General features: G+C 39.6%; 26 protein-coding genes and 1 pseudogene. 17 read left to right on the forward strand and 10 right to left on the reverse strand.

What is annotated here, in order from left to right; all coding sequences use genetic code 11:
* Positions 1-71: 71 nt before the first annotated feature.
* The 7 genes from U1E44_RS03095 (at position 72) to U1E44_RS03125 (ending at position 6,864) form a co-directional block, all read left to right on the forward strand.
* Positions 72-845, forward strand: coding sequence for a ParA family protein (locus U1E44_RS03095; RefSeq protein ID WP_322929580.1), 774 nt, complete (start codon positions 72-74; stop codon positions 843-845).
* On the forward strand, positions 845-1,750 hold the full coding sequence (locus U1E44_RS03100; protein ID WP_322929581.1) for a ParB/RepB/Spo0J family partition protein: 906 nt from the start codon (positions 845-847) through the stop codon (positions 1,748-1,750). The genes U1E44_RS03095 and U1E44_RS03100 overlap by 1 nt, the downstream gene beginning before the upstream one ends.
* A complete protein-coding gene (locus U1E44_RS03105) occupies positions 1,743-2,390 on the forward strand; it encodes a DUF5683 domain-containing protein (protein ID WP_322929582.1) in 648 nt (215 codons plus the stop codon). The genes U1E44_RS03100 and U1E44_RS03105 overlap by 8 nt, the downstream gene beginning before the upstream one ends.
* Before the next feature lie 4 nt (positions 2,391-2,394).
* Positions 2,395-3,105 (forward strand): 4-hydroxy-tetrahydrodipicolinate reductase, encoded by a 711-nt coding sequence (dapB, locus tag U1E44_RS03110; protein ID WP_322929583.1) that lies wholly within the window; start codon positions 2,395-2,397, stop codon positions 3,103-3,105.
* A gap of 498 nt (positions 3,106-3,603) precedes the next feature.
* Positions 3,604-5,304: a signal peptidase I gene (gene lepB / locus U1E44_RS03115; RefSeq protein ID WP_322929584.1), complete on the forward strand. Its 1,701-nt coding sequence runs from the start codon at positions 3,604-3,606 to the stop codon at positions 5,302-5,304.
* A gap of 626 nt (positions 5,305-5,930) precedes the next feature.
* The gene (locus U1E44_RS03120) at positions 5,931-6,563 is read left to right on the forward strand and encodes a WbqC family protein (protein WP_322929585.1); all 633 of its coding nucleotides are present in this window, start codon (positions 5,931-5,933) and stop codon (positions 6,561-6,563) included.
* The gene (locus U1E44_RS03125) at positions 6,556-6,864 is read left to right on the forward strand and encodes a DUF6122 family protein (RefSeq protein WP_322929586.1); all 309 of its coding nucleotides are present in this window, start codon (positions 6,556-6,558) and stop codon (positions 6,862-6,864) included. The genes U1E44_RS03120 and U1E44_RS03125 overlap by 8 nt, the downstream gene beginning before the upstream one ends.
* 8 nt (positions 6,865-6,872) lie before the next feature.
* On the opposite strand, the gene U1E44_RS03130 is transcribed toward U1E44_RS03125, so the two are convergent.
* From U1E44_RS03130 to U1E44_RS03160, 7 genes are all read right to left on the reverse strand, one after another.
* Complete coding sequence (locus U1E44_RS03130) at positions 6,873-7,883, reverse strand: endonuclease/exonuclease/phosphatase family protein (RefSeq protein ID WP_322929587.1); 1,011 nt, start codon at positions 7,881-7,883, stop codon at positions 6,873-6,875.
* Between the two features lie 20 nt (positions 7,884-7,903).
* Positions 7,904-8,773 carry a rhomboid family intramembrane serine protease gene (locus U1E44_RS03135; RefSeq protein WP_322929588.1) on the reverse strand — a complete coding sequence of 290 codons (870 nt, stop codon included), beginning with the start codon at positions 8,771-8,773 and terminating at the stop codon, positions 7,904-7,906.
* A gap of 1 nt (position 8,774) precedes the next feature.
* The gene (locus U1E44_RS03140; protein WP_322929589.1) at positions 8,775-9,518 is read right to left on the reverse strand and encodes a rhomboid family intramembrane serine protease; all 744 of its coding nucleotides are present in this window, start codon (positions 9,516-9,518) and stop codon (positions 8,775-8,777) included.
* A complete protein-coding gene (gene mutL, locus U1E44_RS03145) occupies positions 9,519-11,372 on the reverse strand; it encodes a DNA mismatch repair endonuclease MutL (RefSeq protein WP_322929590.1) in 1,854 nt (617 codons plus the stop codon). It lies immediately after the preceding gene.
* Positions 11,372-11,662: a hypothetical protein gene (locus tag U1E44_RS03150; protein ID WP_322929591.1), complete on the reverse strand. Its 291-nt coding sequence runs from the start codon at positions 11,660-11,662 to the stop codon at positions 11,372-11,374. Before U1E44_RS03150 ends, mutL begins: the two co-directional genes overlap by 1 nt.
* A gap of 120 nt (positions 11,663-11,782) precedes the next feature.
* Positions 11,783-12,271 (reverse strand): 6,7-dimethyl-8-ribityllumazine synthase, encoded by a 489-nt coding sequence (ribH, locus tag U1E44_RS03155; RefSeq protein WP_322929592.1) that lies wholly within the window; start codon positions 12,269-12,271, stop codon positions 11,783-11,785.
* Positions 12,272-12,274: 3 nt separating this feature from the next.
* The gene (locus U1E44_RS03160) at positions 12,275-13,039 is read right to left on the reverse strand and encodes a tetratricopeptide repeat protein (protein WP_322929593.1); all 765 of its coding nucleotides are present in this window, start codon (positions 13,037-13,039) and stop codon (positions 12,275-12,277) included.
* Positions 13,040-13,161: 122 nt separating this feature from the next.
* Between U1E44_RS03160 and recF the strand changes: the two genes are divergently transcribed.
* Genes recF through U1E44_RS03175 form a run of 3 tightly spaced genes read left to right on the forward strand, consistent with a single transcriptional unit; the run spans position 13,162 to position 15,061 of the window.
* Positions 13,162-14,241 carry a DNA replication/repair protein RecF gene (gene recF, locus U1E44_RS03165; RefSeq protein ID WP_322929594.1) on the forward strand — a complete coding sequence of 360 codons (1,080 nt, stop codon included), beginning with the start codon at positions 13,162-13,164 and terminating at the stop codon, positions 14,239-14,241.
* A 41-nt stretch (positions 14,242-14,282) separates the two neighbouring features.
* Positions 14,283-14,765 (forward strand): hypothetical protein, encoded by a 483-nt coding sequence (locus U1E44_RS03170; protein ID WP_322929595.1) that lies wholly within the window; start codon positions 14,283-14,285, stop codon positions 14,763-14,765.
* Positions 14,765-15,061: a DciA family protein gene (locus tag U1E44_RS03175; protein ID WP_322929596.1), complete on the forward strand. Its 297-nt coding sequence runs from the start codon at positions 14,765-14,767 to the stop codon at positions 15,059-15,061. The genes U1E44_RS03170 and U1E44_RS03175 overlap by 1 nt, the downstream gene beginning before the upstream one ends.
* 101 nt (positions 15,062-15,162) lie before the next feature.
* On the opposite strand, the gene U1E44_RS03180 is transcribed toward U1E44_RS03175, so the two are convergent.
* Together U1E44_RS03180 and U1E44_RS03185 are read right to left on the reverse strand one after the other, a co-directional pair.
* Positions 15,163-15,582: a nucleoside-diphosphate kinase gene (locus tag U1E44_RS03180; RefSeq protein ID WP_322929597.1), complete on the reverse strand. Its 420-nt coding sequence runs from the start codon at positions 15,580-15,582 to the stop codon at positions 15,163-15,165.
* A 49-nt stretch (positions 15,583-15,631) separates the two neighbouring features.
* Complete coding sequence (locus U1E44_RS03185; protein WP_322929598.1) at positions 15,632-16,660, reverse strand: alkaline phosphatase D family protein; 1,029 nt, start codon at positions 16,658-16,660, stop codon at positions 15,632-15,634.
* Between the two features lie 76 nt (positions 16,661-16,736).
* Between U1E44_RS03185 and U1E44_RS03190 the strand changes: the two genes are divergently transcribed.
* The 3 genes from U1E44_RS03190 to U1E44_RS03200 are packed head-to-tail and all read left to right on the forward strand — an operon-like array spanning position 16,737 to position 19,423.
* Entirely contained in the window at positions 16,737-17,753 is a 1,017-nt protein-coding gene (locus U1E44_RS03190) for a DHH family phosphoesterase (RefSeq protein ID WP_322929599.1), read from the forward strand.
* Complete coding sequence (gldI, locus tag U1E44_RS03195; RefSeq protein ID WP_322929600.1) at positions 17,750-18,301, forward strand: gliding motility-associated peptidyl-prolyl isomerase GldI; 552 nt, start codon at positions 17,750-17,752, stop codon at positions 18,299-18,301. The genes U1E44_RS03190 and gldI overlap by 4 nt, the downstream gene beginning before the upstream one ends.
* A 12-nt stretch (positions 18,302-18,313) precedes the next feature.
* Positions 18,314-19,423 (forward strand): peptidylprolyl isomerase, encoded by a 1,110-nt coding sequence (locus tag U1E44_RS03200; RefSeq protein WP_322929601.1) that lies wholly within the window; start codon positions 18,314-18,316, stop codon positions 19,421-19,423.
* Positions 19,424-19,477: 54 nt separating this feature from the next.
* Here U1E44_RS03200 and U1E44_RS03205 read toward each other — a convergent pair whose 3' ends face one another.
* On the reverse strand, positions 19,478-20,938 hold the full coding sequence (locus U1E44_RS03205; RefSeq protein ID WP_322929602.1) for an aminoacyl-histidine dipeptidase: 1,461 nt from the start codon (positions 20,936-20,938) through the stop codon (positions 19,478-19,480).
* 72 nt (positions 20,939-21,010) lie between these two features.
* Here U1E44_RS03205 and U1E44_RS03210 point away from each other — a divergent pair, with 72 nt between their 5' ends.
* The 4 genes and pseudogenes from U1E44_RS03210 (at position 21,011) to U1E44_RS03225 (ending at position 24,844) form a co-directional block, all read left to right on the forward strand.
* Positions 21,011-22,078, forward strand: coding sequence for a DUF3810 domain-containing protein (locus U1E44_RS03210; RefSeq protein WP_322929603.1), 1,068 nt, complete (start codon positions 21,011-21,013; stop codon positions 22,076-22,078).
* A gap of 85 nt (positions 22,079-22,163) precedes the next feature.
* Positions 22,164-22,445 (forward strand): annotated as a pseudogene (locus tag U1E44_RS03215) (amidohydrolase family protein); the annotation flags it as partial.
* A 256-nt stretch (positions 22,446-22,701) separates the two neighbouring features.
* Positions 22,702-23,529 (forward strand): TrmH family RNA methyltransferase, encoded by an 828-nt coding sequence (locus U1E44_RS03220; protein ID WP_322929605.1) that lies wholly within the window; start codon positions 22,702-22,704, stop codon positions 23,527-23,529.
* Between the two features lie 82 nt (positions 23,530-23,611).
* Positions 23,612-24,844: a M48 family metallopeptidase gene (locus U1E44_RS03225; RefSeq protein ID WP_322929606.1), complete on the forward strand. Its 1,233-nt coding sequence runs from the start codon at positions 23,612-23,614 to the stop codon at positions 24,842-24,844.
* Positions 24,845-24,855: the final 11 nt, after the last annotated feature.

Here is a 24,855-nt window from a genome sequence, read left to right on the forward strand (position 1 = left end):
CCCCGTGTTAACAAATTACATTTTTTAGCATCGTAAATAATCGTATTTTTAGCCCCTAACTTACGACTGTAATGGGCAAGATTATTGCTATAGCAAATCAAAAAGGTGGTGTGGGTAAAACCACGACTACCGTAAACTTAGCGGCAGCTTTGGGGGTACTGGAAAAGAAGGTGTTATTGATTGATGCAGATCCTCAGGCCAATGCTACATCTGGACTCGGAATAGATGTAGAAACCATTGAAATTGGTACCTATCAATTAATGGAGCACACCAAAACCGCCAAAGAAACTATTATATCCACTTCATCTCCTAATGTAGACCTCATCCCATCTCACATAGACCTTGTAGCGATCGAAATTGAATTGGTAGATAAAGAAGAACGGGAATATATGATGAAAAAGGCCATTGGCGTATTGCGGGAAGATTATGATTATATTCTCATAGACTGTGCACCATCCTTAGGGCTATTAACCCTTAATGCCCTTACTGCGGCAGATTCTGTCATGATTCCTATACAGTGTGAATATTTTGCTTTGGAAGGCCTTGGTAAATTATTAAATACCATAAAAAGTGTTCAGAAAATACACAATGCGGATTTGGACATTGAAGGCCTTTTGCTAACGATGTTTGACTCCCGATTACGACTTTCAAATCAAGTCGTTGAAGAAGTAAAAAAGCACTTTAGTGATATGGTTTTTGATACCATTATACAACGAAATGTGCGCTTAAGCGAGGCGCCAAGCTATGGCGAAAGTATTATTAAATACGATGCAAGCAGCAAAGGAGCTGCCAATTACTTAACCTTGGCGAATGAAGTATTAAAGAAAAACAAGGAAATTGCGTAATGGCAAAAGCAACAAAAAAACAAGCCTTAGGCAGAGGGCTATCTGCTTTATTAAAAGATCCGGATAACGATATACGATCGGCTAGCGATAAAAATGCCGATAAGGTGGTGGGTAGTATCGTAGAATTAGATATTGACGCTATTGAGGTAAACCCTTTTCAGCCCCGGTCTAATTTTAACGATGAGGCACTTCGGGAATTGGCCAGTTCAATAAAAGAATTGGGGGTTATTCAACCCATTACTGTTCGGAAAATTGCATTTAACACCTACCAATTAGTTTCCGGAGAACGACGCTATAGAGCATCTAAACTAATTGGATTAGAAAGTATTCCGGCCTATATTCGCATAGCTAACGATCAGGAATCTCTAGAAATGGCTCTTGTTGAAAACATACAACGACAAGATCTGGATCCTATAGAAATTGCGCTGTCCTATCAGCGACTTATTGACGAAATAGAACTTACCCAAGAAAAATTAAGTGACAGGGTTGGCAAAAAACGATCTACCATTACCAATTATTTGCGTTTATTGCGATTAGATCCTATTCTACAAACGGGCATGCGCGATGGCTTTATGAGCATGGGTCATGGCAGGGCGCTAGTCAATATAGATAAAAAGGAAGATCAGCTTGCCCTTTATGAAAAAATAATAGGCGAAAATCTTTCTGTTCGGGAAACCGAAAAATTAGTAAGAGAACATCAGGAAGGTAAAGCCAAACCCAGTGAACCCGTTAAAAAAAGAGCAATTACACCTCCCTATATAGCCTCTAGTATACCTGAATTAACGGAGTACTTGGCTGCCAAAATAGAAGTTAAAGCCACCGCCAATGGCAAAGGAAAAATGACCATAGCTTTCCATTCTGAAGAAGAATTTAAACGCCTTAAAAAATTAATTACGGGTGCATAACAGCCTCATTCTTTTGCTTACTCTTTTCTTTTTTGTTGCACTAGCGAGCGCACAAGAAACAGAAGTGGACACCCAAACCCCAGATTCTGTACGCGTAGATCTAAAAAAAAAAGGAATTGTTATTAACGATTCTGTGCTTTACAAGCGAAAAGAAATCAATCCGCTTGCCCCGAGTAAAGCGGCTTTTTATTCGGCGGTAATTCCCGGATTGGGACAAATTTACAATCGTCGTTATTGGAAAGTACCCATTGTGTACGCTGCGATTGGCACAGGTGTTTATGCATATACATGGAATAACGACCAATATAATCGTTTTCGAGACGCCTTTAAAAGCAGGCAGGCAGGCTTTACCAACGATGAGTTTTTTGATCTAAATGGAGATGGCAATCCGAACGGTTTACCCGATTTTTCGAACGAGGCTTTAGAAAGTGGTCAGGAACGCTTTCAACGAGACAGGGATTTGGCTCTATTAATTACCATAGGACTCTATGTGCTGAATATCGTGGATGCCAATGTAGATGCACATTTAAAACAGTTTAATGTGGATGATAATTTAAGTATGGATTTTAAGCCATTTCTAGATCTTGATCCCATAACGGCCAACCCCACCTACGGTATGGCTTTAATCCTAAAATTTTAATCTAATGAATATTGCCTTATTCGGCTATGGTAAAATGGGTAAAATGATTGCGCAGGTTGCGCAGCAGAGAAACCATACCATAGGCGCCAAAGTAGATGTAGATTCTCCCGAAATTGATTTTAGCAAAATTGATGTGGCCATAGATTTTAGTATGCCTAATGCGGCTTTTGAGAATATCATAAATTGCATCTCAAACGGAGTTCCCGTTATTTCGGGCACCACGGGTTGGCTCAAAGATTATGAGAAAGCTGTTGCCTTTTGTAACGAAAAAGATGGTGCGTTTATCTATGCATCAAACTACAGTTTGGGAGTCAATATTTTCTTTGAATTAAATGTCTATTTGGCTCAAATGATGAAAAATTTAAGTCAGTACGCCATTTCGTTGGAAGAAATTCACCATACCCAAAAATTAGATGCCCCAAGCGGAACCGCAATTACTCTGGCCGAAGATATCATCGCTAATAGCACTTATGAACAATGGAAATTAAACGAAGCATCGGACAAAGAACTGGCCATCGTTTCCAAACGAATCGACTCTGTACCGGGTACACATACCGTTACGTATGAAAGCACAGTAGACAGTATCGAAATAAAACACACCGCACACAACCGAGAGGGATTTGCATTAGGTGCCGTAATCGCAGCGGAATGGATTCTAGGTAAAAAAGGCGTTTTTAGTATGAAAGATGTATTGGGGTTGAAAGCGACAAAGTAATTAGTACAAAGTATTCAGTATTCAGTATTCAGTATGCAGTATTCAGTAGCAAAAAAAAAGAAATTAAAATGTTGCGTTTTAAATTATGAATTTTAAATATAGCGTGAATGCATAAACGAAAATCCAATAATGAAAACGAATTTTTTAAAATAGAAATAAGACATAAAAAGTGAATACTGATATATGTTTTTTTAAACTCAAGACCTTTTACAAATAAAGTGGAATCAAAAAATCAGAAACTCGGAAACCAGAAACAAACTTTCGACATCAGAGCAATAAAAAATTTCTTGAAACTGACTATCCCCGAGGCAAGCCATAGGGGTGTTTCGCCAGTTTCATTTTGGCCTTTAGACCAAAAACCAAAATTTTGTATTTTACCTCACCCGGAACTGCAAAAAGGCAGTTCCGACCTCTCCAAAGGAGAGGTAAATTGGAAACCCCGACCCGAGGGTCGGCGAATCTTTAGATTGAACATTAGATAAAATAAAACCAACAGCAATGAACGGAACGCAATGGATCCTTTTTGTAGTACTTGTACAGGTTATACATTTTTTAGGCACCTGGAAATTATATGTAAAAGCAGGTAGAAAAGCATGGGAAGCGGCTATCCCAGTGTATAATGCTATAGTGTTGATGCAGATTATTAAGCGCCCTAAATGGTGGGTTATTTTACTATTTATACCGATCATCAATTTACTGATGTTTCCCGTAATTTGGGTAGAGACCATACGAAGTTTTGGCAAAAACACCTTAATAGATACATGGTTGGTCATGCTTACTTTAGGATTTTACATCTATTATGTAAACTATGCCTTAGACGTAACACATGTAAAAGATCGGAGTCTACACCCCGGCACAGCCCTAGGAGAATGGGTGAGTTCCATTGTTTTTGCCATTGTAGCGGCCACTTTAGTGCATACCTATTTTATACAGCCTTATGTCATTCCTACACCCTCATTAGAAAAAACCTTGCTTATCGGCGATTTTCTGTTTGTGAGCAAATTTCACTATGGTGCAAGAACGCCGATGACCACAGTGGCCGCTCCTATGGTGCATGACACATTGCCTATACTCCATGTAAAATCGTATCTAAACAAACCCCAACTCCCTTATTTTAGAATTCCGGGATTTAAAAACGTTAAAAAGAACGATATTGTAGTTTTTAGCTGGCCGGCAGATACCGTTAGGCAATTTTTTAAAAGAGAAGAAGGGGTCGTAAAACCTATCGATAAAAAATCGAATTATGTAAAACGATGTGTGGGCACGCCGGGCGACTCCCTTCAGGTCATTAACGGTCGCGTTCATATCAACGGAAAACCTCTTGTACTGTCAGATCGAGCCAAAATACAGTTTGACTATATGGTCTACGGTCAAAATGGGGTTTCCTCTAAAGTATTGCAAGATGCAGGGGTAACCGATTTTACCAGAACCTATATTGCCCAAACCTTGAACCAAGAGCAGCATGTGGCGCTGCAGCAAAACGGATATTATGTATATCCCAATAACAATCAGATTATAATCGTTTCCAATAGTAAAGGCATACGTCCGGATATCATTCAAAAAAACCGTCTGGCACTCAAAGAAATTACCGATCGGAAAAGGGAAGTAACCCTCACGGACGAAATGGCTCAAAAATTAAGAACGGTAGCGGGTATTGACTCCGTAATCCAAACGATAGATCCCGAAGGGCAGGCTGGATACAATTTGTTTCCTCAAAGTGCAAACCACCCGTGGAATTATGACAATATGGGGCCAATTTATCTTCCGGAAGCAGGAAAAACAGTGGCGTTGACTTTAGAAACACTTCCGTTATACAAAAAAATTATAAGGGATTATGAAGGAAATTCTATTTCGGTATCCGGTAACCAAATAAGTATTAATGGCGAGGTTACCAACAGTTACACCTTTAACCAGGATTATTACTGGATGATGGGCGATAACCGGGACCACTCGGAAGATAGCCGGGCGTGGGGTTATGTCCCCGAAAATCATATTGTGGGCACTCCGGTATTTATTTGGATGAGTGTGGATAATTTTAATGACGGTATTAAGAATTGGAAGATTCGTTGGGATCGTGTTTTTACGACCGTTAATGGAAAAGGCGAACCGGTTTCTTACTTTAAATATTTTCTGATTGTACTGGCAGCCTATTTTGGGTTTGATTATTTTAGGAAGAAACGAAACGCAAAGAAAAGTTGATTTGTGACTTTGAGGAGTTGTGGATTTGGTGATTCGGTGATTCGGTGATTTGCCCCTGGCTCGTCCAAATAAACACATCAACAAATAAACAAATAAACAGTAAAAACTAGAGTTGTGGATTTGTGGATTCGGTGATTTGCCCCTGACTCATCCAAATAAACACATCAACAAATAAACAAATAAACAGTAAAAACTAGAGTTGTGAATTTGTGGATTTGTGGATTCGGTGATTTGGTGATTTGTGGATTCGGTGATTTGCCACTGGCTCATCCAAATAAACTCATCAACAAATAAACGCATAAACACATAAACAGTAGAAACTAGAGTTGTGGATTCGGTGATTCGGTGATTCGGTGATTTGCCCCTGGCTTATCCAAATAAACACATCAACAAATAAACGCATAAACATTAAAAACTAGACCTGTGGATTTGGTGATTCGGTGATTTGCCACTGGCTCATCCAAATAAACACATCAACAAATAAACACATAAACGCATAAACAGTAGAAACTAGAGTTGTGGATTCGGTGATTCGGTGATTCGGTGATTTGCCCCTGACTCATCCAAATAAACGCATCAACAAATAAACAAATAAACACATCAACAATTAAACGAAACAGCAAAGCGTGACCGCCCTACTCCATCCCGGCTACTTTTTAAATATTGCCCATTTTGCAGTAATGGCGCAATATGAGGTACTTTGGGAGGTTTGCGACAATTACCAAAAGCAAACCTACCGTAATCGTTCCTATATTTGTACAGATCGGGGCTTATTTATGATGAACATTCCCATAAAACACATTGGTGGGGCACAAGGAAAACAATCTTACAAAGAAGTGCGGCCCGATAACGACTACCATTGGCAACGACAACATTGGCGAACCCTGCAAACCGCCTACCGAACTTCACCTTTTTTTGAATATTATGAGGACGATATTGCCCCCTTATTTGAGGACACGTTTGATTTTCTTTTGGATTTTAATCTAAAAACACTTCAGGTCATTTGCGATTGTCTTCAGATACCTATGCCCCAAAATAAAACAACGCAATACGAGTTAGTTTTTACTGGCGGATTAGACGCCCGGTATTTCATAAACCCAAAGCAAACCCTTCCTATTCAACAACCCGAATATGTTCAGGTTTTTGGAAGCAAACATGGTTTTATAAAAAACGTAAGTACCCTAGATTTGCTTTTTAATGAAGGCCCCACTGCCGTGCATTATCTACAACAACTAGACCTATCATTTTTACATGCTTAGATTCTTCTTGCATTACGGCATCCATTTTTTAGTGCCCATTGTCATTGGCATCCTGTTTTATACAAAAAAAAGGGGAATGGTAATTCTCATTTTGCTTTCCGGAATTCTTATCGACCTAGATCATTTTCTTGCCACACCTGTTTTTGATGCTACTCGATGTAGCATCGGGTTTCATCCGCTACACAGCTATAGCGCCATTGCTATCTATGTAGCACTCTTTAGCTTTCCCAAAACCCGCATAGTGGGTCTTGCGTTACTAATCCATATTTTGGCCGATTGGGTAGATTGTCGTTTAATGTAAGACGTACTTTACAAGCGTATCGTAGCCATTACAGGAAAATGATCGGATAATTGTATCTTGAAGTTTTTGTGCGCCACAACCTCAAAAGAGCTATCGGTAAGAATAAAATCGATTCTAAAGGGTAACCCTCTAAGATTATAGGTAGATCCAAAACCCGCTCCTCTTTCCAAAAAAGTATCCTTCATGTCCTTTTTTAATATCCTGTACACATTGGAAAATTGAGTTGCGTTAAAATCGCCGCACAGTATAGATTTATAGGGGCTTTTTTTTCGGTGTTCATTAAGAAGCGTAGCCTGTTCGCGTTGTTTGCGAAATGTTTCCAGAATCCTTTTTAACAACTTTTCCGAAGGTTCCCCCGAAATGGAAGCCCTGTTGGGGATAACCTTAAACGATTGAAGGTGCACATTGTATATCCGTATTGTATCTCGTTGATAAACGATATCAGCAAAAATGGCATTGTTACCGGTTTCAGGAAAATCTAGTGATCCTTGGGAAACAATAGGGTATTTAGAGAATATAGCCTGTTGCACTTTTGATTCGTTCTTAAAAATATAATTGACAAAGTGATAGGAGTATTGATCGAAGCGCTTCGCCTCTCTATAATTAAATTCTTGAAAAACAACTACATCCGGGTCTTGTTCCCGAACAAAATGGACTATTTTTTGGGTTACCTCGGCCTCTTCAAGCCGACGGTACCGATCAAAACCCAGTACATTATAACTGAGTACTTTCAGCTCCTTTTGGTTTTCTAAATCCGACTTCTCAAAATTGATCGTATAAAACGAACCCAAGACAAGATAAGTCATAACCAAAGCCACAGCAGAAATAAGAAAATAACGACGTCGCTGCCACACCCAAAACAGCACAAAAAACATATTAAAAAACACCAAAATTGGCACTGTTAAACTAAGTAAAGAAAGTACCAAAAGTGCGTTTAAGGATATATAGGACGCAATACATGCCAGCAACAAAAGGGTTACTAAGATGCAATTAAGCATCAAAATAATGCGGTGTAGCATTTTTTTTACAGCCACCTTGGTTAGTCTTCCTTACCGGCTTTAAACAAAAAATCTTTTTCTGCCTTAGAGAGACTTTCGTAACCCGATTTACTAATCTTATCCAAAATGGAATCTATTTTGCGCTGCCTTGTTTCTTGATCGTAATTTACCGAAGGACCTGCATTTGCTTTTTGCTTTCGGTACACGGTCTTTAAGGGTGCCTTTTTCGCCTCTTTAGGTTTAAACAAGTTGCCCACACTATCTAAAAATCGGGAAAACCCTTCACCTATATCTCTGCCACCCAATAGCTGTCTGGCATAAATATATCCAAAAAATGCAGCTCCTAAATGCGCCAATCGACCTCCTATATTACTTCCGGACGATATTTGTATCAGATCTAACAGTACAAACACAAGTCCTACATGCCATAGCTTTATAGTAAAGAAAAATACCCGAACATCTTGATTGGGAATGTAGGCACATACAAATATAAGCACCGCCGAAACTCCGGCAGACGCACCAATAAGCGCCGTATTTAAGCCTACCAAGGTGGGAAAAATATTGTAACTAAGCATAAATAGGAGTCCCCCAAAAATAATCCCAAGAAAATAGACATTCACAAATCTTCTGGTGCCAAAAAGATTCAAGAATATGCGCGCCGAAAAATACAACATCACCATATTCCAAAGAATATGCCAAAAATCGGCATGGAAAAACGCATAGGTAACTAGAGACCAGGGTTGTTGTATAAAACCAAAGAAATCCTTTGGAAGCTCAAACCATTGTACCAGATAAATACCGCCCAACGCCCCTAGAAGACCATTTACAATAAACACTACAATATTTATCGCAATAAGTTTCTCGGCAATATTCAATTTCGCAAATTGGTATTTTAAATTTCCGGCATCCATGTTAATCCCATCTATTTTTATTAAACTGATTCTTCTTCCAATACCACATCATAATAAATCCGAATAACGCACCACCCACATGTGCAAAATGAGCTATACCGCTTCCAAATAATGAATATCCGGTGACACCGGAGAACAAATCGAGACCAATTAATACGGGTATAAAGTACTTTGCCTTTATGGGAACCGGTAGAAATATAAGAAAAAGTTCACTATTGGGATACGACATCCCGAAAGCAACCAAAATTCCGTAAATAGCACCGGACGCCCCTACGGCAGGTGTGGCATACGAACTTAAAAAATTATCAATAGTACTTTTAGATGCCAAATTATACCATTCCGGACTGTACTTGCCGCTGGCTATAATATCCATAAGTTGCGCCTTGGGCATACCCGCCTGCGTTAAGACTTCTAGTCCTTGATTAAAATAATAATAGTTAACCCCCGTATGGATAAGCGCAGCACCTAATCCGGCAGAAAAATAAAAGAACAGAAATTTATTACGCCCCCATAATTGCTCCAGTGGGGTACCAAATGCCCACAAGGCATACATATTAAAAGCAATGTGCATGAGACCGCCATGCATAAACATATGCGATACTACCTGCCAATATTCAAAATTAGCATTCCCCGGAAACCATAACGAAAACCACTGATACATTTGATCACCATAGAGTGATGTAGCCACAAAGAACAGTACATTTACAATGATCAAATGCTTTACGGCATCGGTTATTCTACCCATCTATAAAAATTTTTTATCAATTTCACTTTCCGTTATGGTAATATAAATGCACTTATTAAACGGACTTACCCTATTTTCTTTACAGGCAAAAAGATCATTTACCAGTGCGGTTTGAGACGCTAGGTCTAAAACCACGCCCGTCTTTACCGCCAAGGATTTACACAAGGCCTTAGAAAGGACATTGGCTTGCAAAAATCCTTCTTCAACCATTTCATCCGATGTATAATCAGAAATTAGTTGCTTTAACACCATTTCCACATTGGGCTCTTGCACATGCAAAGGTAAACCCGTAATTTGGATATGCCCGTCTTTTTGAATATTAAACATAAAACCTATATGCTGCAAACTGTCGTTAATTTCCGATAAAACAGCTATATCGGCCTTGGAAAACGAGAGCAACAAAGGAAATAATAATTGTTGTGATGTCGCCTTAGTAACTGTCATATTATTCAAAAATTTCTCGTAAAGAACCCTTTGGTGCGCTCTATTTTGATCGATAACAAGCATCCCTGAGCGTATGGTAGTTACAATAAATTTTCGGCGCATTTGAAAGGTTTTGGAAACCATGTCCGAAACATCATCGGCAGGTTCAAAAATAGAACCCGTAATGCTATCCGATTCAAAAGTAAGGCTACTAAAATTGGTATTTGCATCTTGTCCCGATTGTAAGCCCTCAAACATCTGCTCCCAGCCTTCTACCTTGCTTGCCTGATATTTAGAACGTGCGGAGCTAAGCGGTGCGCCTTCTTTAAAAGGATTAAATCCGGAATCGACTGAAATTCTGGGAAATGCTGCTTCCTTATTTTTATAGGCATAAGGCGTTTCCAAATTCTGATCTTGCTCAAAATCCAGCGCAGGAGCCACATTAAACTGCCCCAAACTATGCTTTACTGCCGAACGCAAAAGGGCATATAAGGTGTGTTCATCATCAAACTTAATCTCCGTTTTGGTAGGATGTATGTTGATATCGATAGACGAAGGATCTACTTCTAAACAAAGAAAGTATCCCGGATATTTATCTGGCTTAATTAAACCTTCGAAGGCAGCCACCACGGCATGATGTAAATACGGACTTTTAATAAATCGCTGATTTACAAAGAAAAACTGTTCTCCCCTACTCTTTTTGGCAAACTCCGGTTTACAAATGTATCCCGAAATTTTAAGTACTTGAGTATCCTCTTGCACGCGTACCAAACGCTCATTAATTTTCCCGCCAAAAACATGGGCAATTCGTTGTTTAAACACAGTTTTTGGCAAATTATACAGCTCACTACCATTGTGATACAGATAAAAAGCGATGCTAGGATGAGCCAAAGCTACCCGGTGAAACTCGTCTAATATGTGTCGAAATTCTACCTGATTGGATTTTAAAAAATTACGACGCGCAGGAATATTAAAGAAAAGATTTTTTACCGCCATGGAAGTACCCTTAGGGGGTACTACAACGGACTGATCCATGAGTTTACTACCTTCTATTCTAATGCGTGTACCGGTTTCCGAATGTTCCGGCCTTGTTTGCATTTCTACATGCGCTATCGCAGCAATAGACGCCAAGGCCTCGCCCCGAAACCCTTTGGTTCGGAGCTGAAACAAATCTTCTGCATTTTTAATTTTGGAGGTGGCATGGCGCTCAAAACTTAGCCGTGCATCGGTAACACTCATTCCTAAGCCGTCATCTACAACTTGTATAAGTGCTTTTCCACCATCCTTCACAATGAGCTTTATGCATGCGGCTTCCGCATCTATAGCATTTTCTAAAAGCTCCTTAACCACAGAGGCGGGTCTCTGAACCACCTCCCCGGCTGCTATTTGATTTGCAACATGGTCTGGCAAAAGTTGAATGATATCTGCCATTAGCGAAAAGTGAATATAGACAAATCAAAATCTATAATATACAAAACGATAAAAAGTAAAATGAGCAAAATAACCAAGAAACGTACCCGCGCATTGCGATCTCCTTGGTTTCGGAGATCGGACATGGCATTATTAAATTTACCCTTCAACCCTTTAGGGGTTTGTACCGTTGAACGAAATTTATCGAGCTTGTGCTCTATTTTATAGGGGCTTCCGGCACCTTTATCATCGTAGTATCGGGGGGTATAGCCGTATTTTTTATTGGATCTTAATTTTGTAAATTTTCCCATTAAACTCATAAGTTCAAATTTACTGAAAATAGAAAAATTACAAGGCAGATCCACTGCCAAAAATTGTTAACACCCATCAAAAATGGCTATGATAAATTATAAACTGAAATAAAAGCGAGATTAGGAAAGGGAGTTGATGTGCGCCATTTTTATAGCCGTTATAGCTGCTTCGGCACCTTTATTACCGTGCTTTCCACCGCTACGGTCTTTGGCCTGTTGAAGGGTATCATCCGTTAACACGCAGAAAATTACCGGAACATCTAATACCACATTAAGGTCTTTAATGCCCTGAGTGACACCGCTACACACAAAATCGAAATGTTTTGTTTCGCCCTGAATAACACTTCCCACGGCTATAACCGCATCTACATTTTCTGTTTGTATCATTTTTTTAGACCCGTAGACCAACTCAAAACTTCCGGGCACATCCCAACGCAGGATGGCTTCCCGAGTTACACCACAATCTAATAAGGTTTCTAGGGCACCCCGATAGAGCGCTTCGGTAATTTCCGAATTCCATTCGGACACTACAATGCCAAAGCGAAACTTAGCCGGATCGGGGAGTTTTTCCTTATCGTATGCCGATAAATTTTTGGAAGCGGTAGCCATGAGCTATGGTTCTTGGGACAACCCTATAAAAGCATCTATATTGGCCGCCTCGGTAGCGGAAGAAAATTCCTCCTTGATACGCTTAAAATAACCTAACGCCTTCTTTTTTTGGTTTAGCGCTAAGGCGGCAACACCTGCCTTGTGCAAAAACCTAGGGGTTGTAAATCCATTATCACCATGAGCAATGGCCTTCTCGTAATAGCTGAGCGCTTCATTAGGTTGTTCTAATTGCATAAATGCATCTCCGATACCGCCTTTAGCCAATGCGCCCAGAATGATGTCGTCTGACGAAAAATCTTCTAAATGAGAAATAGCTTCTTGATAGTTTTGCATGTTTAAATAGGCCATGCCCGCCGCATAATGGGCCAAATTACTCGTCTTAGTTCCTTTGTACTCAGAAATAATATCTAAAAACCCGTATTTTCCTTCGGCACCTGTTAACGCTAAAGAAAATAAAGAATCTTTTTGCGTGGTACTTTCCAATGCTTCACTAAAATACTGTTGTGGATAATACATTTCGGTGGCAGCTGCACTTTCTTTAGGTTTTAGCACAAACTGTTGATAGCCTAAATAGCCCAAAACCCCTACGGCAATAACGCCTATGATGCCTAAAATATAATTTTGGTTTTTGGAAACCCACTCTTCTGTTTTTGAGGCACTTTGATCCAAGGAACTAAAAACTTCAGCCGTGGTACTATTCTGCTCATCGATCTCTTTCTCTTCAGCTTTACTTTTTGGCTTAAAACCCTTTTTCTTGTATGTGGCCATTATAATTTTTATTAATCGGGCAAAAATAAAGTTTTTATCCAAAACCGAAAGGTAAATTATTCGTTATTTTTCGATATTTTGCACCTTCTTAGCTATAGCACGTAAATTTTGGCACCCCAGCAATGTTTCTTAAAAAATTATCGCTCCTTAATTATAAAAACTTTAGTTCACAAAATTTTGAATTTGAACCCAAAATAAATTGTTTCGTGGGGAATAATGGGGTGGGAAAAACTAATGTCTTAGACGCCATTTACCATCTTTCTTTTGGCAAGAGTTATTTTAATCCTATAGCCACGCAAAATATTAAACACGGCGAAGATTTCTTTTTAATCGATGGTGCTTTTAAAAAGGAAGACCGAGACGAAAACATTGTATGCAGCCTTAAAAAAGGTACAAAAAAAATTATAAAAAGAAATGGGAAGCCCTACGAAAAATTTTCGGACCATATTGGCTTTTTGCCCTTAGTCATTATTTCACCCGCAGATCGGGATCTTATTACAGAAGGAAGTGACACACGACGGAAGTTTATAGACGGAGTGCTCTGCCAATCGGACAACCAATACCTTCAGGAACTTGTAAAATACAATAAAATTCTTTCGCAACGCAATGCCTTACTAAAATATTTCTTTGCCAACCAAACCTTTGACCAAACTACGTTGTCGGTTTATAACGAACAATTACATACCCACGGAATGGCTATTTACAAAAAAAGAGCCTCGTTTCTATCTTCTTTTGTGCCTATTTTTAAAGCACAATACGAAGCTATTTCGGGGCATGGAGAAGCTGTTTCGCTTACCTATGAAAGTCTGTTACAACAGAACGAATTGGCCATCTTGTTAGAAGAAACCTTAGAACGAGATCGATACCTTCAGTACACCACAGCCGGTATCCATAAAGATGACCTGAGTTTTGAAATAGAAGGGTATCCTATAAAAAAATTTGGGAGTCAGGGGCAACAAAAATCTTTTTTAATTGCCCTAAAGTTAGCTCAGTTTTATTTTTTAAAAGAAAAAGCAAAAACAACGCCAATCCTCCTTTTAGATGATATTTTTGACAAGTTAGACGAAAACCGGGTGGCACACATAATAGCACTAGTAGAGAAGGACACTTTTGGTCAAATTTTTATAAGCGATACCCATGCAACACGCACCGAAAATGTGATAAAAAAAACGCATCAATCCTACAAAATTTTTAAACTATAATTTTGTGTGGACAAAAAGCTATACATAGAAAATTTAAAAAAATGAAGCATCCGAACAGGTATAACCAAATTCATAACAATAGCTTAGGATTTTTTTTTGCATCACTAAAAAATCTTCTTTTTGTTGGTTTGTGTTTTAGTTTTACCTCCTGTACAGAAAAAATTAAGGTAGACGATATTGCCACCCTTAATGGGTATTGGGAGATTGAAAAAGTACTTTTTTCCGATGGCACAGACAAAACATATAAAGCCAATACGACCATAGATTATATTGAAGTGGAAGGGCTAAAAGGGTTTAGAAAAAAAGTACAACCCACTTTACACGGCACGTACCATGTTTCTAATGATGCCGAATTTTTCACGATCCTTAAAAAAAAGGATGGTTTTGTATGCGTATACAAAAAAGAGGATACGGAATGGGAGGAACACCTTGTTGCACTTTCGGAAAACCATTTTTCGGTAATAGATCAGCAACAGATTGTATATCGATATAAACGATATCAACCCATAAACATCACAAAGTAATGGCTAAGCGAAAAAATAGTGATCTTTCTTTAAACGATGTCCTAAAAGAGTTTATTCACGAACATAACCTAGAAAAAGGCATGGATAAGGTACATGCCCGGGAGGCTTGGAAAAAATTAATGGGCAACGGCGTAAATACGTATACCACAGAAATTGATTTGCAAAATGATGTGCTTTTTGTGTCTTTATCTTCTTCGGTACTGCGGGAGGAATTGAGCTATGGGAGATCTAAAATTATTGCTATGCTTAATGAAGAATTGGGTAAGGAACTCATAAAAAAATTAGTTTTACGATAAAATAAAAACGGTGCAAATTGCTTTCTATTTTGATTAGACTAAAAGATTAAATCGCAAAAAGCCCTAAAAAACAGGGCTTTTTGCGTTGCGCTAGCGCAATTTTAGTATATTTCCCTTCCTGAAAAATGAAATGCCCCTTCAATGGCTGCGTTTTCGTCGCTATCCGAACCGTGAATGGCATTCTCGGCAATATCGGTAGCGTACAATTTACGGATGGTACCTGCTGCGGCATCAGCCGGATTGGTAGCACCGATTAAGGCTCTAAAATCTTCAACGGCATTGTCTTTTTCAACAATTGCTGCGACAATAGGACCTCTAGTCATAAAATCGACCAACTCACCAAAAAATGGTCTTTCTTTATGTATGGCATAAAATTCTTGCGCATCCCTTCTGCTTAGGCGGGTATACTTCATAGCCACAATCTTAAATCCGGCCGAAGTTATTTTTTCCAATATGGCACCAATATGGCCATTCTCAACGGCATCAGGCTTTATCATGGTAAATGTTCTGTTCGATATCATGTATTCTAATTTTGCGCAAAAATACGCTTTATTCTAAAACTACAAAGGTTTAGTAGTTTTCCTGATAACTTCCTAACACTTCTCCATGATTCCCTATCATTTTAAAGCGCACTTGATTGGTTTTAAAATTGAATTTTACCAGACCAAAACTTTTTTCTGTAACCACATTTCCAATTCTGTACGGGTTGGGTTCCCCGGAATAAGAAGTATAGGTATGCGTAAGGCCGCTACTTGTAAAATCGACCAACGGATACCCTAGATTCGGTATACGTTTTTTTGAAAATTCCGATATGTGCCTATCCCCCGATAAGACAACAACACCCTGCGCTTTGGAACTTGCAATAAGGTGCAACAATCGATCGGTTTCATGCGGAAAATTGCCCCAAGTCTCAAAACCGTGTTCTGCCGACAATACCTGAATACTACTTACAATCACATTAAAATTGGCCTTCGATGAGGTCAACTGATTTTCTAACCATATCCATTGTGTGTCGCCAAGAAGGGTGCCCTCGCCGTAAGTATTGGGCCTGTTCCTTTTTTGCGTTACCGTATCGGGCGTTAGTGCCGTCCTAAAATAGCGCGTATCCAGCACAATCACCTTTATGCTCCCTTGAGCCAAAACATAGTCATGTGCCGCATAAACGCCCTCTTGGGTGCGCCTTGGACTGGCTTCAGGAACATTCATAAAATCTAAAAAAGCATGCTGACTGCCTACTTTTGAAACAAATTCTACCCCACCATCATTTAGCCCGTAATCATGATCATCCCACGTACCAATCACGGGTATTTTTTCTTTAACCCTGCGATATCCGTCAACCCTATTCTGTGCCTCATACATATGCCGTATTTGCGCCATGTTCTCTGTATCTGCGTAGATGATATCACCTCCCCAAATCCAAACATCAGGGTGCGCTGCCAGAATATCATCCCATAATTCGTTCTCCAAGCTTGTCTTATTGCACGAACCAAAAGCCAACGTAAAATCTGATGTAGCATCCTTCGCTTTTATAATAGATTTTGATGACTTACAGGCGTAAACCAAAATCAAAAAACAACAGGCGAAAAGTACATTTTTCATGTTTCCGAATTTTATATGGATCAAAAATACGCATTTGCCATCTAGGGCTATGTTATTAAATTGTATATTTGCCGCCATGAATTTAGAGCATATAAAAGCGGCTAAAGCCTTACTTTCTCAACCGCAAACCATTGTCATAGTACCACATAAAAATCCAGATGGTGACGCCATTGGAGCCACATTGGCGCTGTGGCATTATCTAAAAAAAGGAGGCCATGAAGTGTACGTAATAGCACCCAATGATTTTCCTAAATTTTTAAAATGGATGCCAAGCAGTGAACGGATTTTAAATTTTGAAAAAGAAGCCGATCATGCCAAGAAGTTAATTGAGAAGGCATCGGTAATTTTCACCTTAGATTTTAATCACTTAGGACGCATCGGACAAATGCAGTCGTTACTCGAAAATGCAACGGCGACATTTGTAATGATAGACCATCATCAGGAGCCGGCAGATTATGCGCACATTATGTACACCGATGTAGGTATGAGTTCTACTTGTGAAATGGTCTACAACTTCATTGAATTTTTGGGTGATATGGATACCCTAAGTGCCGAAATCGCTAATTGTCTATTTGCCGGGATACTTACAGATACCGGATCGTTTAAATATAAAACAACTACGAGCAGAACCCATCGTGTGGCTGCGGATCTCATCGATAAAGGTGCAAACAATACCGAGATTCATAATCGAATTTTCGATACCAACACGCCGGATCGCTTACATCTTTTGGGCTGTGCCTTAAAAAATATGGTGATTTTACCGGAATACCGAACAGCCTACATCACCTTGAGTCAGACCGAATTAGATGCCCATAATTTTAAGAAAGGAGATACAGAAGGATTTGTAAACTATGGTCTTACGCTAGATGGTATTCGTTTTGCGGTCATCTTTATCGAAAACAGTGAAGAACGTATTATAAAAATATCTTTTCGATCAGAGGGTGATTTTTCTGTTAATGAATTCGCAAGAGCACATTTTGAAGGGGGTGGCCATGACAATGCCGCAGGAGGTAAAAGTAATCTTTCGTTACAAGAAACTACCGATTATTTCGTTTCACTTCTAGAAAAGTATAAAGCTAAACTTAACGTATGAGGCTCTTAGTTTTAGGATTATTTGTGGTATCGATTTTTGGCTGCACCGGCCCGGAGCCTCGCCGCCCCATAAAGGCTAAAACGGCAAGTTTTATAAAGGAATCTGCCGAACGCAATAAAGCACTTTTAGCCGAGGAAGAACGGTTGATTCAAGAGCTCATTACAAAGGACACCTTACACGAATACAAGGCAAGTAACAGCGGTTCTTGGTACTATTATGAAATGGAAAACACGCAAACCAATTATTACCCAAAAACAGACGATTTGGTTACGCTAACGTACTCCCTGCGTACCTTGCAAAACGAAATTATTTATACTGAAGCCGAGATAGATACCATTCCCTATGTGGTAGACAAAGAAAGTCTTTTTCCCGGTCTACGGTATAGCATAAAATTGCTTAAAGAAAACGAAAAGGCTACATTTCTATTTCCGTCGTCCTTGGCATTCGGCTATCATGGCGATAATGACAAAATTGGTCCAAATCTGCCGCTTAAAGCGACCATAACCATTTTGGATATCACAAAATATAACGACACTATTCAACACTAAATCCCTATAAAAATGAAGTACACCTTTTTAGTAATATATGCCACTACCTTGGCATTAATCGGCTGCAAAACGAGCCAGCATCCTGAACTTGGCGATGGTATCTTCGCCAATATTGAAACCAATAAAGGTGCCATTATTCTTAAATTAGAAAGTGAAAAAACGCCGCTAACTGTCGCTAATTTTGTGGCTCTTGCAGAGGGCAACAATCCTTTTGTAAGCGATACGTACAAATCGAAAAAATATTACGACGGCCTTATTTTTCACAGGGTTATTAAAGATTTTATGATTCAAGGTGGGGATCCCACGGGCACAGGTAGCGGTAATCCGGGTTATAAGTTTAAAGATGAAATTCACGATTCCCTTTCGCACCATAAGGCCGGGATTCTGTCTATGGCCAATGCAGGCCCAACCACCAACGGGAGTCAGTTTTTTATCACACATAAAGAAACCCCGTTTCTCGACGGAAGACATACCGTTTTTGGGGAAGTGGTAGATGGCATGGATGTGGTAGACTCCATAGCCAACGTAAAAATTGGAGAACGAGATAAGCCCATAACCGACGTTGTTATGAATCAGGTACTCATTATACGCAATGGTAAAGAGGCTAAAAAATTTGACGCGGTAAAAATAATGAGCGACTATTTTGCAGAAGAAGAAGCAAAAGCACAAACCTTACAAAAAGCCAAAGATGAATTTTTGGCGGAACTAGCTCAAAATAAATCGCAGGCCGAAACCTTACCCTCTGGTCTTCAACTCTTTTATCTTACAAAAGGGGATGGCGAAAAACCTAAAGTAGGGCAACAAGTACAGGTTTTTTATGCCGGATTTTTGGAGGATGGAACACTTTTCGATAGTAATATCGAAGCGATAGCCACCCAATTTGGCCAGTTTAATCCACAACGGAAAGCCGGCGGGGGTTATGAAGCCATTTCGATGGATTACAGCCCGGAAGCTAGATTGATTGCGGGTTTTAGAGAAGGCCTTTTACAAATGAAAGTGGGCGATAAGGTGCGCCTTTATATCCCTTCCCATTTGGGCTATGGAGCTCAAGGAGCCGGAAATGTAATACCTCCCAATGCCGATTTGGTATTCGATATTGCAATTTCGGGAATTGTGCAATAACACCAATAATAAGAACGTACAGGAGCCCTGATCTTTTACGATACAGGGCTTTTTTTATGCCACAGGGATGTCTGCCAATATTGCCTGCAGCCATGCCCAAAATTTTTGAACCGACGTAATTTGAGCACGCTCATCTGGCGAATGTGCGCCCTTAATGGTAGGACCAAAACTCACCATATCCATTTTAGGATAATGTTTTCCGAGAATACCACACTCCAATCCGGCATGGCACGCTATCACTCTGGGACTTTTAGCATAAAGGCGTTCGTAAGTGGCACTAACTAAGGCCAATATAGGAGATTCAATATTCGGTTGCCACCCCGGATAATCTCCGTCTAAACGAACCTCAAATCCGGCCAACTCAAACGCTGCCACAAGAGCCGCTGCCAAATCCATTTTGGCTGTTGCTACCGAAGAGCGGGCAAGGCACCCTATTTTTATTTTTCCTTTTTTTACAGAAATTCGGGCCAAATTATTTGACGTTTCTACCAAATCCGGAATGGATGCGCTCATGGCGTACACTCCGTTATGTAATGTATACAGTAGCCGAAGTAACTTTTCCTGGGTCCCTAAGCCCATTACTTTTTTTGGAACCGTTTTAGGCTTTAAGTTCATAGACAATGCGGGCTCTTGCACATGTAATTCTGCCTTAATGATAGTTACGAGTTTTTTAAATTCTTTTTCAAAAGACGTTGTCTGTGCTTTGTCTACCACAATCCGCGCATAACTCTCTCTGGGGATGGCATTTCGAAGTCCGCCACCATCAATGCTCGCAATTCGAAGGTTATGCGACAAGGCAAGGTGGTATAATAAGCGATTCATAATTTTATTGGCGTTGCCCAACCCTTTATGAATATCCATACCACTATGACCTCCTTGTAATCCTGCGATATCAATCTCGTAGCCCACTACGGCTCTAGGCAAATCCTTTTCATTATACTCCTTGGTAGCCGTAACATCAATACCGCCGGCACATCCTATTGCAATTTCATCATCTTCTTCTGTATCTAAATTAAGGAGAATTTCACCTTTTAAAAGGTCGGGTTGCAACCCCATGGCACCGGTCATGCCGGTTTCCTCATCTACCGTAAACAAAGCCTCTAAAGGAGGATGCGGAATGGTAGTACTTTCTAATAAAGCCATAATGGCAGCGACCCCCAAGCCATTGTCGGCACCCAAAGTAGTTTCTTTGGCTTTCACCCAATCCCCATCCACATACATAGGGATGCCTTGTGTATCAAAATCAAAATCAGAATCCTTATTCTTTTGATGCACCATGTCTAAATGAGACTGTAGGGTAACGGTTTTGCGGTTTTTCATTCCAGCGGTTCCCGGTTTTCTAATAATGACATTTCCCACATCATCTTTTAAGGTCTCTAGTTTCAAGGACGTACCAAACTCCATTACAAACTGAATAATGCGCTCCTCTTTTTTAGAAGCACGGGGAACGGCATTTAGGTCGGCAAACTTTTGCCAAACTTCTTTAGGTTCCAAATTTTGAATCTGCACACTCATAGAAACTTATTTTAGTTACAAAAATAGGTATTGCGATACGACTATACCCCATATTTCTGTATTTTTGAACCAATGAACCGCAACATTAAAAATGGCATCGCTTTGTCCATTATCCCACAAATTATCGTTGTAAAAACGATAGGTCATTACCCCGAAATTATTGAAAAATACTACAGTACAGGTCTTTATCCATTAGTTTCATTGGCATCGCGAAAGCTTTTAGGATGGGTACCTTTTTCGGTAGGAGATATAGGGTACACCCTATGCACCCTACTTGTCTTGCGTTATTTGGTACAAAAAAGAGGCGATATCCTAAAATGTCCTTTACTGTTTTTACGAAACATGGCAATCGTTTTGTCCTTAGCCTATTTTGCTTTTCATCTGCTTTGGGGGTTTAATTACTACCGGCAACCCATATCAAAAACCATGGGTTTATCTTTGGAGACCACAACCGCCGATCTTACATTTTTAGTGTCGAGGTTGGTTGAAAAAAATAATGAAATTCAGTATCAGCTTATGGCAGACAGTTCCGAAGCTGTACAGATTCCGTATACCAAAAATCAAATTTTTGAAAAGACCATTTCCGGATACTCGCAATTACAACAACAGACCTCTTTTTTAGGCTATGCGGCACCAAGTTTAAAAACATCCCTATATAGCACCGCACTAACCTACATGGGCTATGGTGGCTACCTAAATCCCTTTACGAACGAAGCCCAAGTGAATGGCAAGTTACCCCGTTTACGATTTCCGGTGGTTAGTGCTCATGAAATTGGGCATCAATTGGGATATTCCGCCGAGAATGAAACCAATTTTATTGGCTATTTGGCCACGGAAACCCATACTGACCCATATTTTAAATACGCTGCCTACAACTATGCCTTAAGCTATTGCTTAAGCGAATTAAGAACACGTAATGAAACGGAATTTAATGTCCAATATGCCCTTTTAAATGAAGGTGTAAAGAAAAATTTCCGTGAAATGACCGAATTTTGGCAGGCTTACGACAATCCGCTTGAGCCTGTGTTTAAATCTGTTTTCAACAGCTTTTTGAAAGCCAACAGTCAGCCTGCCGGTATTCGAAGTTACAATCTGGTGGTGCAGCTTCTGATTGCCTATCATAAAAATCACCCCCTATAATGTTAAAAAAACACGATTTACATCCTAAATCTGTGATATATTATATATTTAGCCTTCCATCAACTCTAAAAATACTCGAGAATGAAACATCCCTTTTTACGCAGGCCAGATTGTAGGCCAAGGCATGGATAAGGAAAAGGCATTGCAAATTATATCGTTCAATGCTGCAAAAATATTGGGTATCGATGCCGCCTACGGCAGTTTAGAAGTTGGCAAAAGCGCCACTTTATTTGTGTCTGAAGGTGATGCCTTAGATATGCGAACTAATCAATTAACGCATGCGTTTATCGATGGTCGCCATATTTCCTTAGAAACCCATCAAACCGAACTTTGGAAACGGTATTCCGAAAAATATAAGGGTGAGTAATTATGGTGAAGTGTTCGTGGTTCTCCCTGAATGACAACGCAAGCGTCAAAAATAGAATTAAAAATAGCGCTTTGTAATCCATAATTAATCGTATACAACACAACATTAGAATTAGCCTAATTCCTTTTTGGATTTGACACGTATAATGCTGCGAATAGCGAAATACTCGACACATATTTGTAGCATATTCTATATCAATTCTATTTGTAGTAAAAGAAGCCCATGTACCGCATCTTTTGCTTTATTTTTGTAGCCAATGAATAATGTAAAATACATTAGTAGCGTACAAAACGCTGCAATAAAAAAAACGTTGCTCCTGCAGGAAAAGGCAAGAGAACGCAAAAAAACAGGGCTTTTTGTAGTGGAAGGTGTCCGAGAGGTGCAACTGGCTCTAAAAGGTGGTTACGCCGTGGAGTACGTGTTGTTTCAGAATGAAATTATTTCAGAAGAAGCAGTTTTGTCCTTGTTTCAAAAAGCACATCCTTATACGGAGTGCTTTAGCTTGAGCCGAGACGTCTATCAAAAAATAGCGTACAGAACCACTACAGAAGGGATTATAGCAGTACTTAAAAGTAAAAGCCATACGCTGAGCAGCCTTCAATTAAAAACAGAAAATCCGCTGATTCTAGTTGCGGAAGCACCGGAAAAACCCGGAAATCTGGGCGCACTCCTAAGAACGGCCGATGCCGCAAAACTCGATGCGGTACTGATTGCAAATCCTCGAAGCGATCTTTACAGTCCCAATATTATACGATCTAGCGTGGGCTGCATTTTTACCAATACCATCGCCACAGGAAGTACCGCAGCACTCATTGATTTCCTTATTCAAAAAAACATTTCCATTTTTTGTGCCTCTTTAGACGCTTCAGATATTTACACGGCTACCGATTTTACCAAACCTACGGCAATTGTGGTTGGTACCGAAGCGGATGGATTAACAACCGATTGGCTTACGCATGCTACCCAAAACATTGTGATTCCCATGCAAGGAGAAATAGACTCCATGAATGTTTCGGTGTCCGCAGCAATTCTTATCTTTGAGGCCAAGCGTCAACGAGGATGGCACGGAAAGGATACTGCATAAAGGGAGCCAAAGAATACAATTTGGTTTCTGCTGTTTAGTTTCGTACGTCTACATCGGTAGCCCTTTGAATACCAAAAAATCTATGAGTAGTACCGGCTTATTTTATAGTATCATCGCCATCATAACACTCCAATTTGTGGTAGCATCTATTTTGGATTATCTAAATGCGAAAAAATTTAACGATCCTATTCCGGAAGAGTTAAGGGATGTTTTTGATCCTGAGGAATACAAAAAATCGCAAGCGTATAAGAGTGTTAATTATAAATTTGGACGCCTTACCTCAGGATTCTCCTTTGTCCTTACGCTGGCTTTTTTAATTTTTGGTGGATTTGCTTGGGTAGATACCATGGCTCGTAGTATAACCGATAGCACTATTTTGATTGGACTCATTTTTTTTGGACTCATTTTTTTTGGAAGTGATGTACTTAATACCCCGCTAGCGTACTACCAAACTTTTGTAATTGAAGAACGATTTGGTTTTAACAAAACCACCCGCAAATTATTCTTTATTGATAAACTAAAAAGTTGGTTCATGACCCTACTTGTAGGTGGAGGTCTTTTGGCGGTAATCCTTTGGTTTTTTCAATGGGCAGGTACTCATTTTTGGATCTATGCATGGCTGCTCGTTGCCCTTTTTTCGGTACTTATGAATCTCTTTTACAGCAAGATTATTGTGCCCATGTTTAATAAGCAAACCCCGCTAGAAGAGGGTACTTTAAAGGATAGGATTACCACCTTTGCGCAACAGGTAGGTTTTGAACTTAAAAACATCTTTGTGATTGACGGCTCTAAACGATCTACCAAAGCCAATGCCTATTTTTCAGGATTTGGTCGGGAAAAACGTATCACCCTTTACGACACCTTGATAAACGATTTAGAAGAGGAAGAAATTGTAGCCGTACTTGCCCATGAAGTAGGCCACTATAAACGGCGTCATATTATTTTTAATGTGCTAGCATCTTTAGTCCTTATGGGTTTCACATTCTTTATCTTATCACTTTTTATAAACCATCCTGAAATGTCATTAGCAATTGGTGTAAGCGAGCCTAGTTTTCATGCCGCACTCATTGCCTTTGGCATTTTGTATAGTCCTATTTCTGAAATAACCGGACTGATCATGAACTATTTTTCGCGCAAATTCGAGTATCAGGCAGATAACTTTGCCAAACAAACCTATGGCAGCGAACCCCTCATTGCTTCTCTAAAAAAATTATCCAAAAACAGTTTAAGCAACCTTACCCCCCACCCGGCTTATGTTTTTGCACATTATTCTCACCCACCGCTAAGTGCCAGAATCCGAAATTTAAAGGCATAATTTTTGTTGTT

It is taken from the genome of Aurantibrevibacter litoralis, assembly GCF_034651555.1.
GTDB lineage: Bacteria > Bacteroidota > Bacteroidia > Flavobacteriales > Flavobacteriaceae > Aurantibrevibacter > Aurantibrevibacter litoralis.

What these genes read in the sequence shown, in the direction of transcription:
- U1E44_RS03095 (WP_322929580.1), top strand. Translation starts at nt 72, where the DNA reads ATGGGCAAGATTATTGCTATAGCAAATCAAAAAGGTGGTGTGGGTAAA.
- U1E44_RS03100 (WP_322929581.1), top strand. Translation starts at nt 845, where the DNA reads ATGGCAAAAGCAACAAAAAAACAAGCCTTAGGCAGAGGGCTATCTGCT.
- dapB (WP_322929583.1), top strand. Translation starts at nt 2,395, where the DNA reads ATGAATATTGCCTTATTCGGCTATGGTAAAATGGGTAAAATGATTGCG.
- lepB (WP_322929584.1), top strand. Translation starts at nt 3,604, where the DNA reads ATGAACGGAACGCAATGGATCCTTTTTGTAGTACTTGTACAGGTTATA.
- U1E44_RS03125 (WP_322929586.1), top strand. Translation starts at nt 6,556, where the DNA reads ATGCTTAGATTCTTCTTGCATTACGGCATCCATTTTTTAGTGCCCATT.
- U1E44_RS03130 (WP_322929587.1), bottom strand. Translation starts at nt 7,883, where the DNA reads ATGCTACACCGCATTATTTTGATGCTTAATTGCATCTTAGTAACCCTT.
- U1E44_RS03135 (WP_322929588.1), bottom strand. Translation starts at nt 8,773, where the DNA reads ATGGATGCCGGAAATTTAAAATACCAATTTGCGAAATTGAATATTGCC.
- U1E44_RS03140 (WP_322929589.1), bottom strand. Translation starts at nt 9,518, where the DNA reads ATGGGTAGAATAACCGATGCCGTAAAGCATTTGATCATTGTAAATGTA.
- mutL (WP_322929590.1), bottom strand. Translation starts at nt 11,372, where the DNA reads ATGGCAGATATCATTCAACTTTTGCCAGACCATGTTGCAAATCAAATA.
- U1E44_RS03150 (WP_322929591.1), bottom strand. Translation starts at nt 11,662, where the DNA reads ATGGGAAAATTTACAAAATTAAGATCCAATAAAAAATACGGCTATACC.
- ribH (WP_322929592.1), bottom strand. Translation starts at nt 12,271, where the DNA reads ATGGCTACCGCTTCCAAAAATTTATCGGCATACGATAAGGAAAAACTC.
- U1E44_RS03160 (WP_322929593.1), bottom strand. Translation starts at nt 13,039, where the DNA reads ATGGCCACATACAAGAAAAAGGGTTTTAAGCCAAAAAGTAAAGCTGAA.
- recF (WP_322929594.1), top strand. Translation starts at nt 13,162, where the DNA reads ATGTTTCTTAAAAAATTATCGCTCCTTAATTATAAAAACTTTAGTTCA.
- U1E44_RS03170 (WP_322929595.1), top strand. Translation starts at nt 14,283, where the DNA reads ATGAAGCATCCGAACAGGTATAACCAAATTCATAACAATAGCTTAGGA.
- U1E44_RS03175 (WP_322929596.1), top strand. Translation starts at nt 14,765, where the DNA reads ATGGCTAAGCGAAAAAATAGTGATCTTTCTTTAAACGATGTCCTAAAA.
- U1E44_RS03180 (WP_322929597.1), bottom strand. Translation starts at nt 15,582, where the DNA reads ATGATATCGAACAGAACATTTACCATGATAAAGCCTGATGCCGTTGAG.
- U1E44_RS03185 (WP_322929598.1), bottom strand. Translation starts at nt 16,660, where the DNA reads ATGAAAAATGTACTTTTCGCCTGTTGTTTTTTGATTTTGGTTTACGCC.
- U1E44_RS03190 (WP_322929599.1), top strand. Translation starts at nt 16,737, where the DNA reads ATGAATTTAGAGCATATAAAAGCGGCTAAAGCCTTACTTTCTCAACCG.
- gldI (WP_322929600.1), top strand. Translation starts at nt 17,750, where the DNA reads ATGAGGCTCTTAGTTTTAGGATTATTTGTGGTATCGATTTTTGGCTGC.
- U1E44_RS03200 (WP_322929601.1), top strand. Translation starts at nt 18,314, where the DNA reads ATGAAGTACACCTTTTTAGTAATATATGCCACTACCTTGGCATTAATC.
- U1E44_RS03205 (WP_322929602.1), bottom strand. Translation starts at nt 20,938, where the DNA reads ATGAGTGTGCAGATTCAAAATTTGGAACCTAAAGAAGTTTGGCAAAAG.
- U1E44_RS03210 (WP_322929603.1), top strand. Translation starts at nt 21,011, where the DNA reads ATGAACCGCAACATTAAAAATGGCATCGCTTTGTCCATTATCCCACAA.
- U1E44_RS03220 (WP_322929605.1), top strand. Translation starts at nt 22,702, where the DNA reads ATGAATAATGTAAAATACATTAGTAGCGTACAAAACGCTGCAATAAAA.
- U1E44_RS03225 (WP_322929606.1), top strand. Translation starts at nt 23,612, where the DNA reads ATGAGTAGTACCGGCTTATTTTATAGTATCATCGCCATCATAACACTC.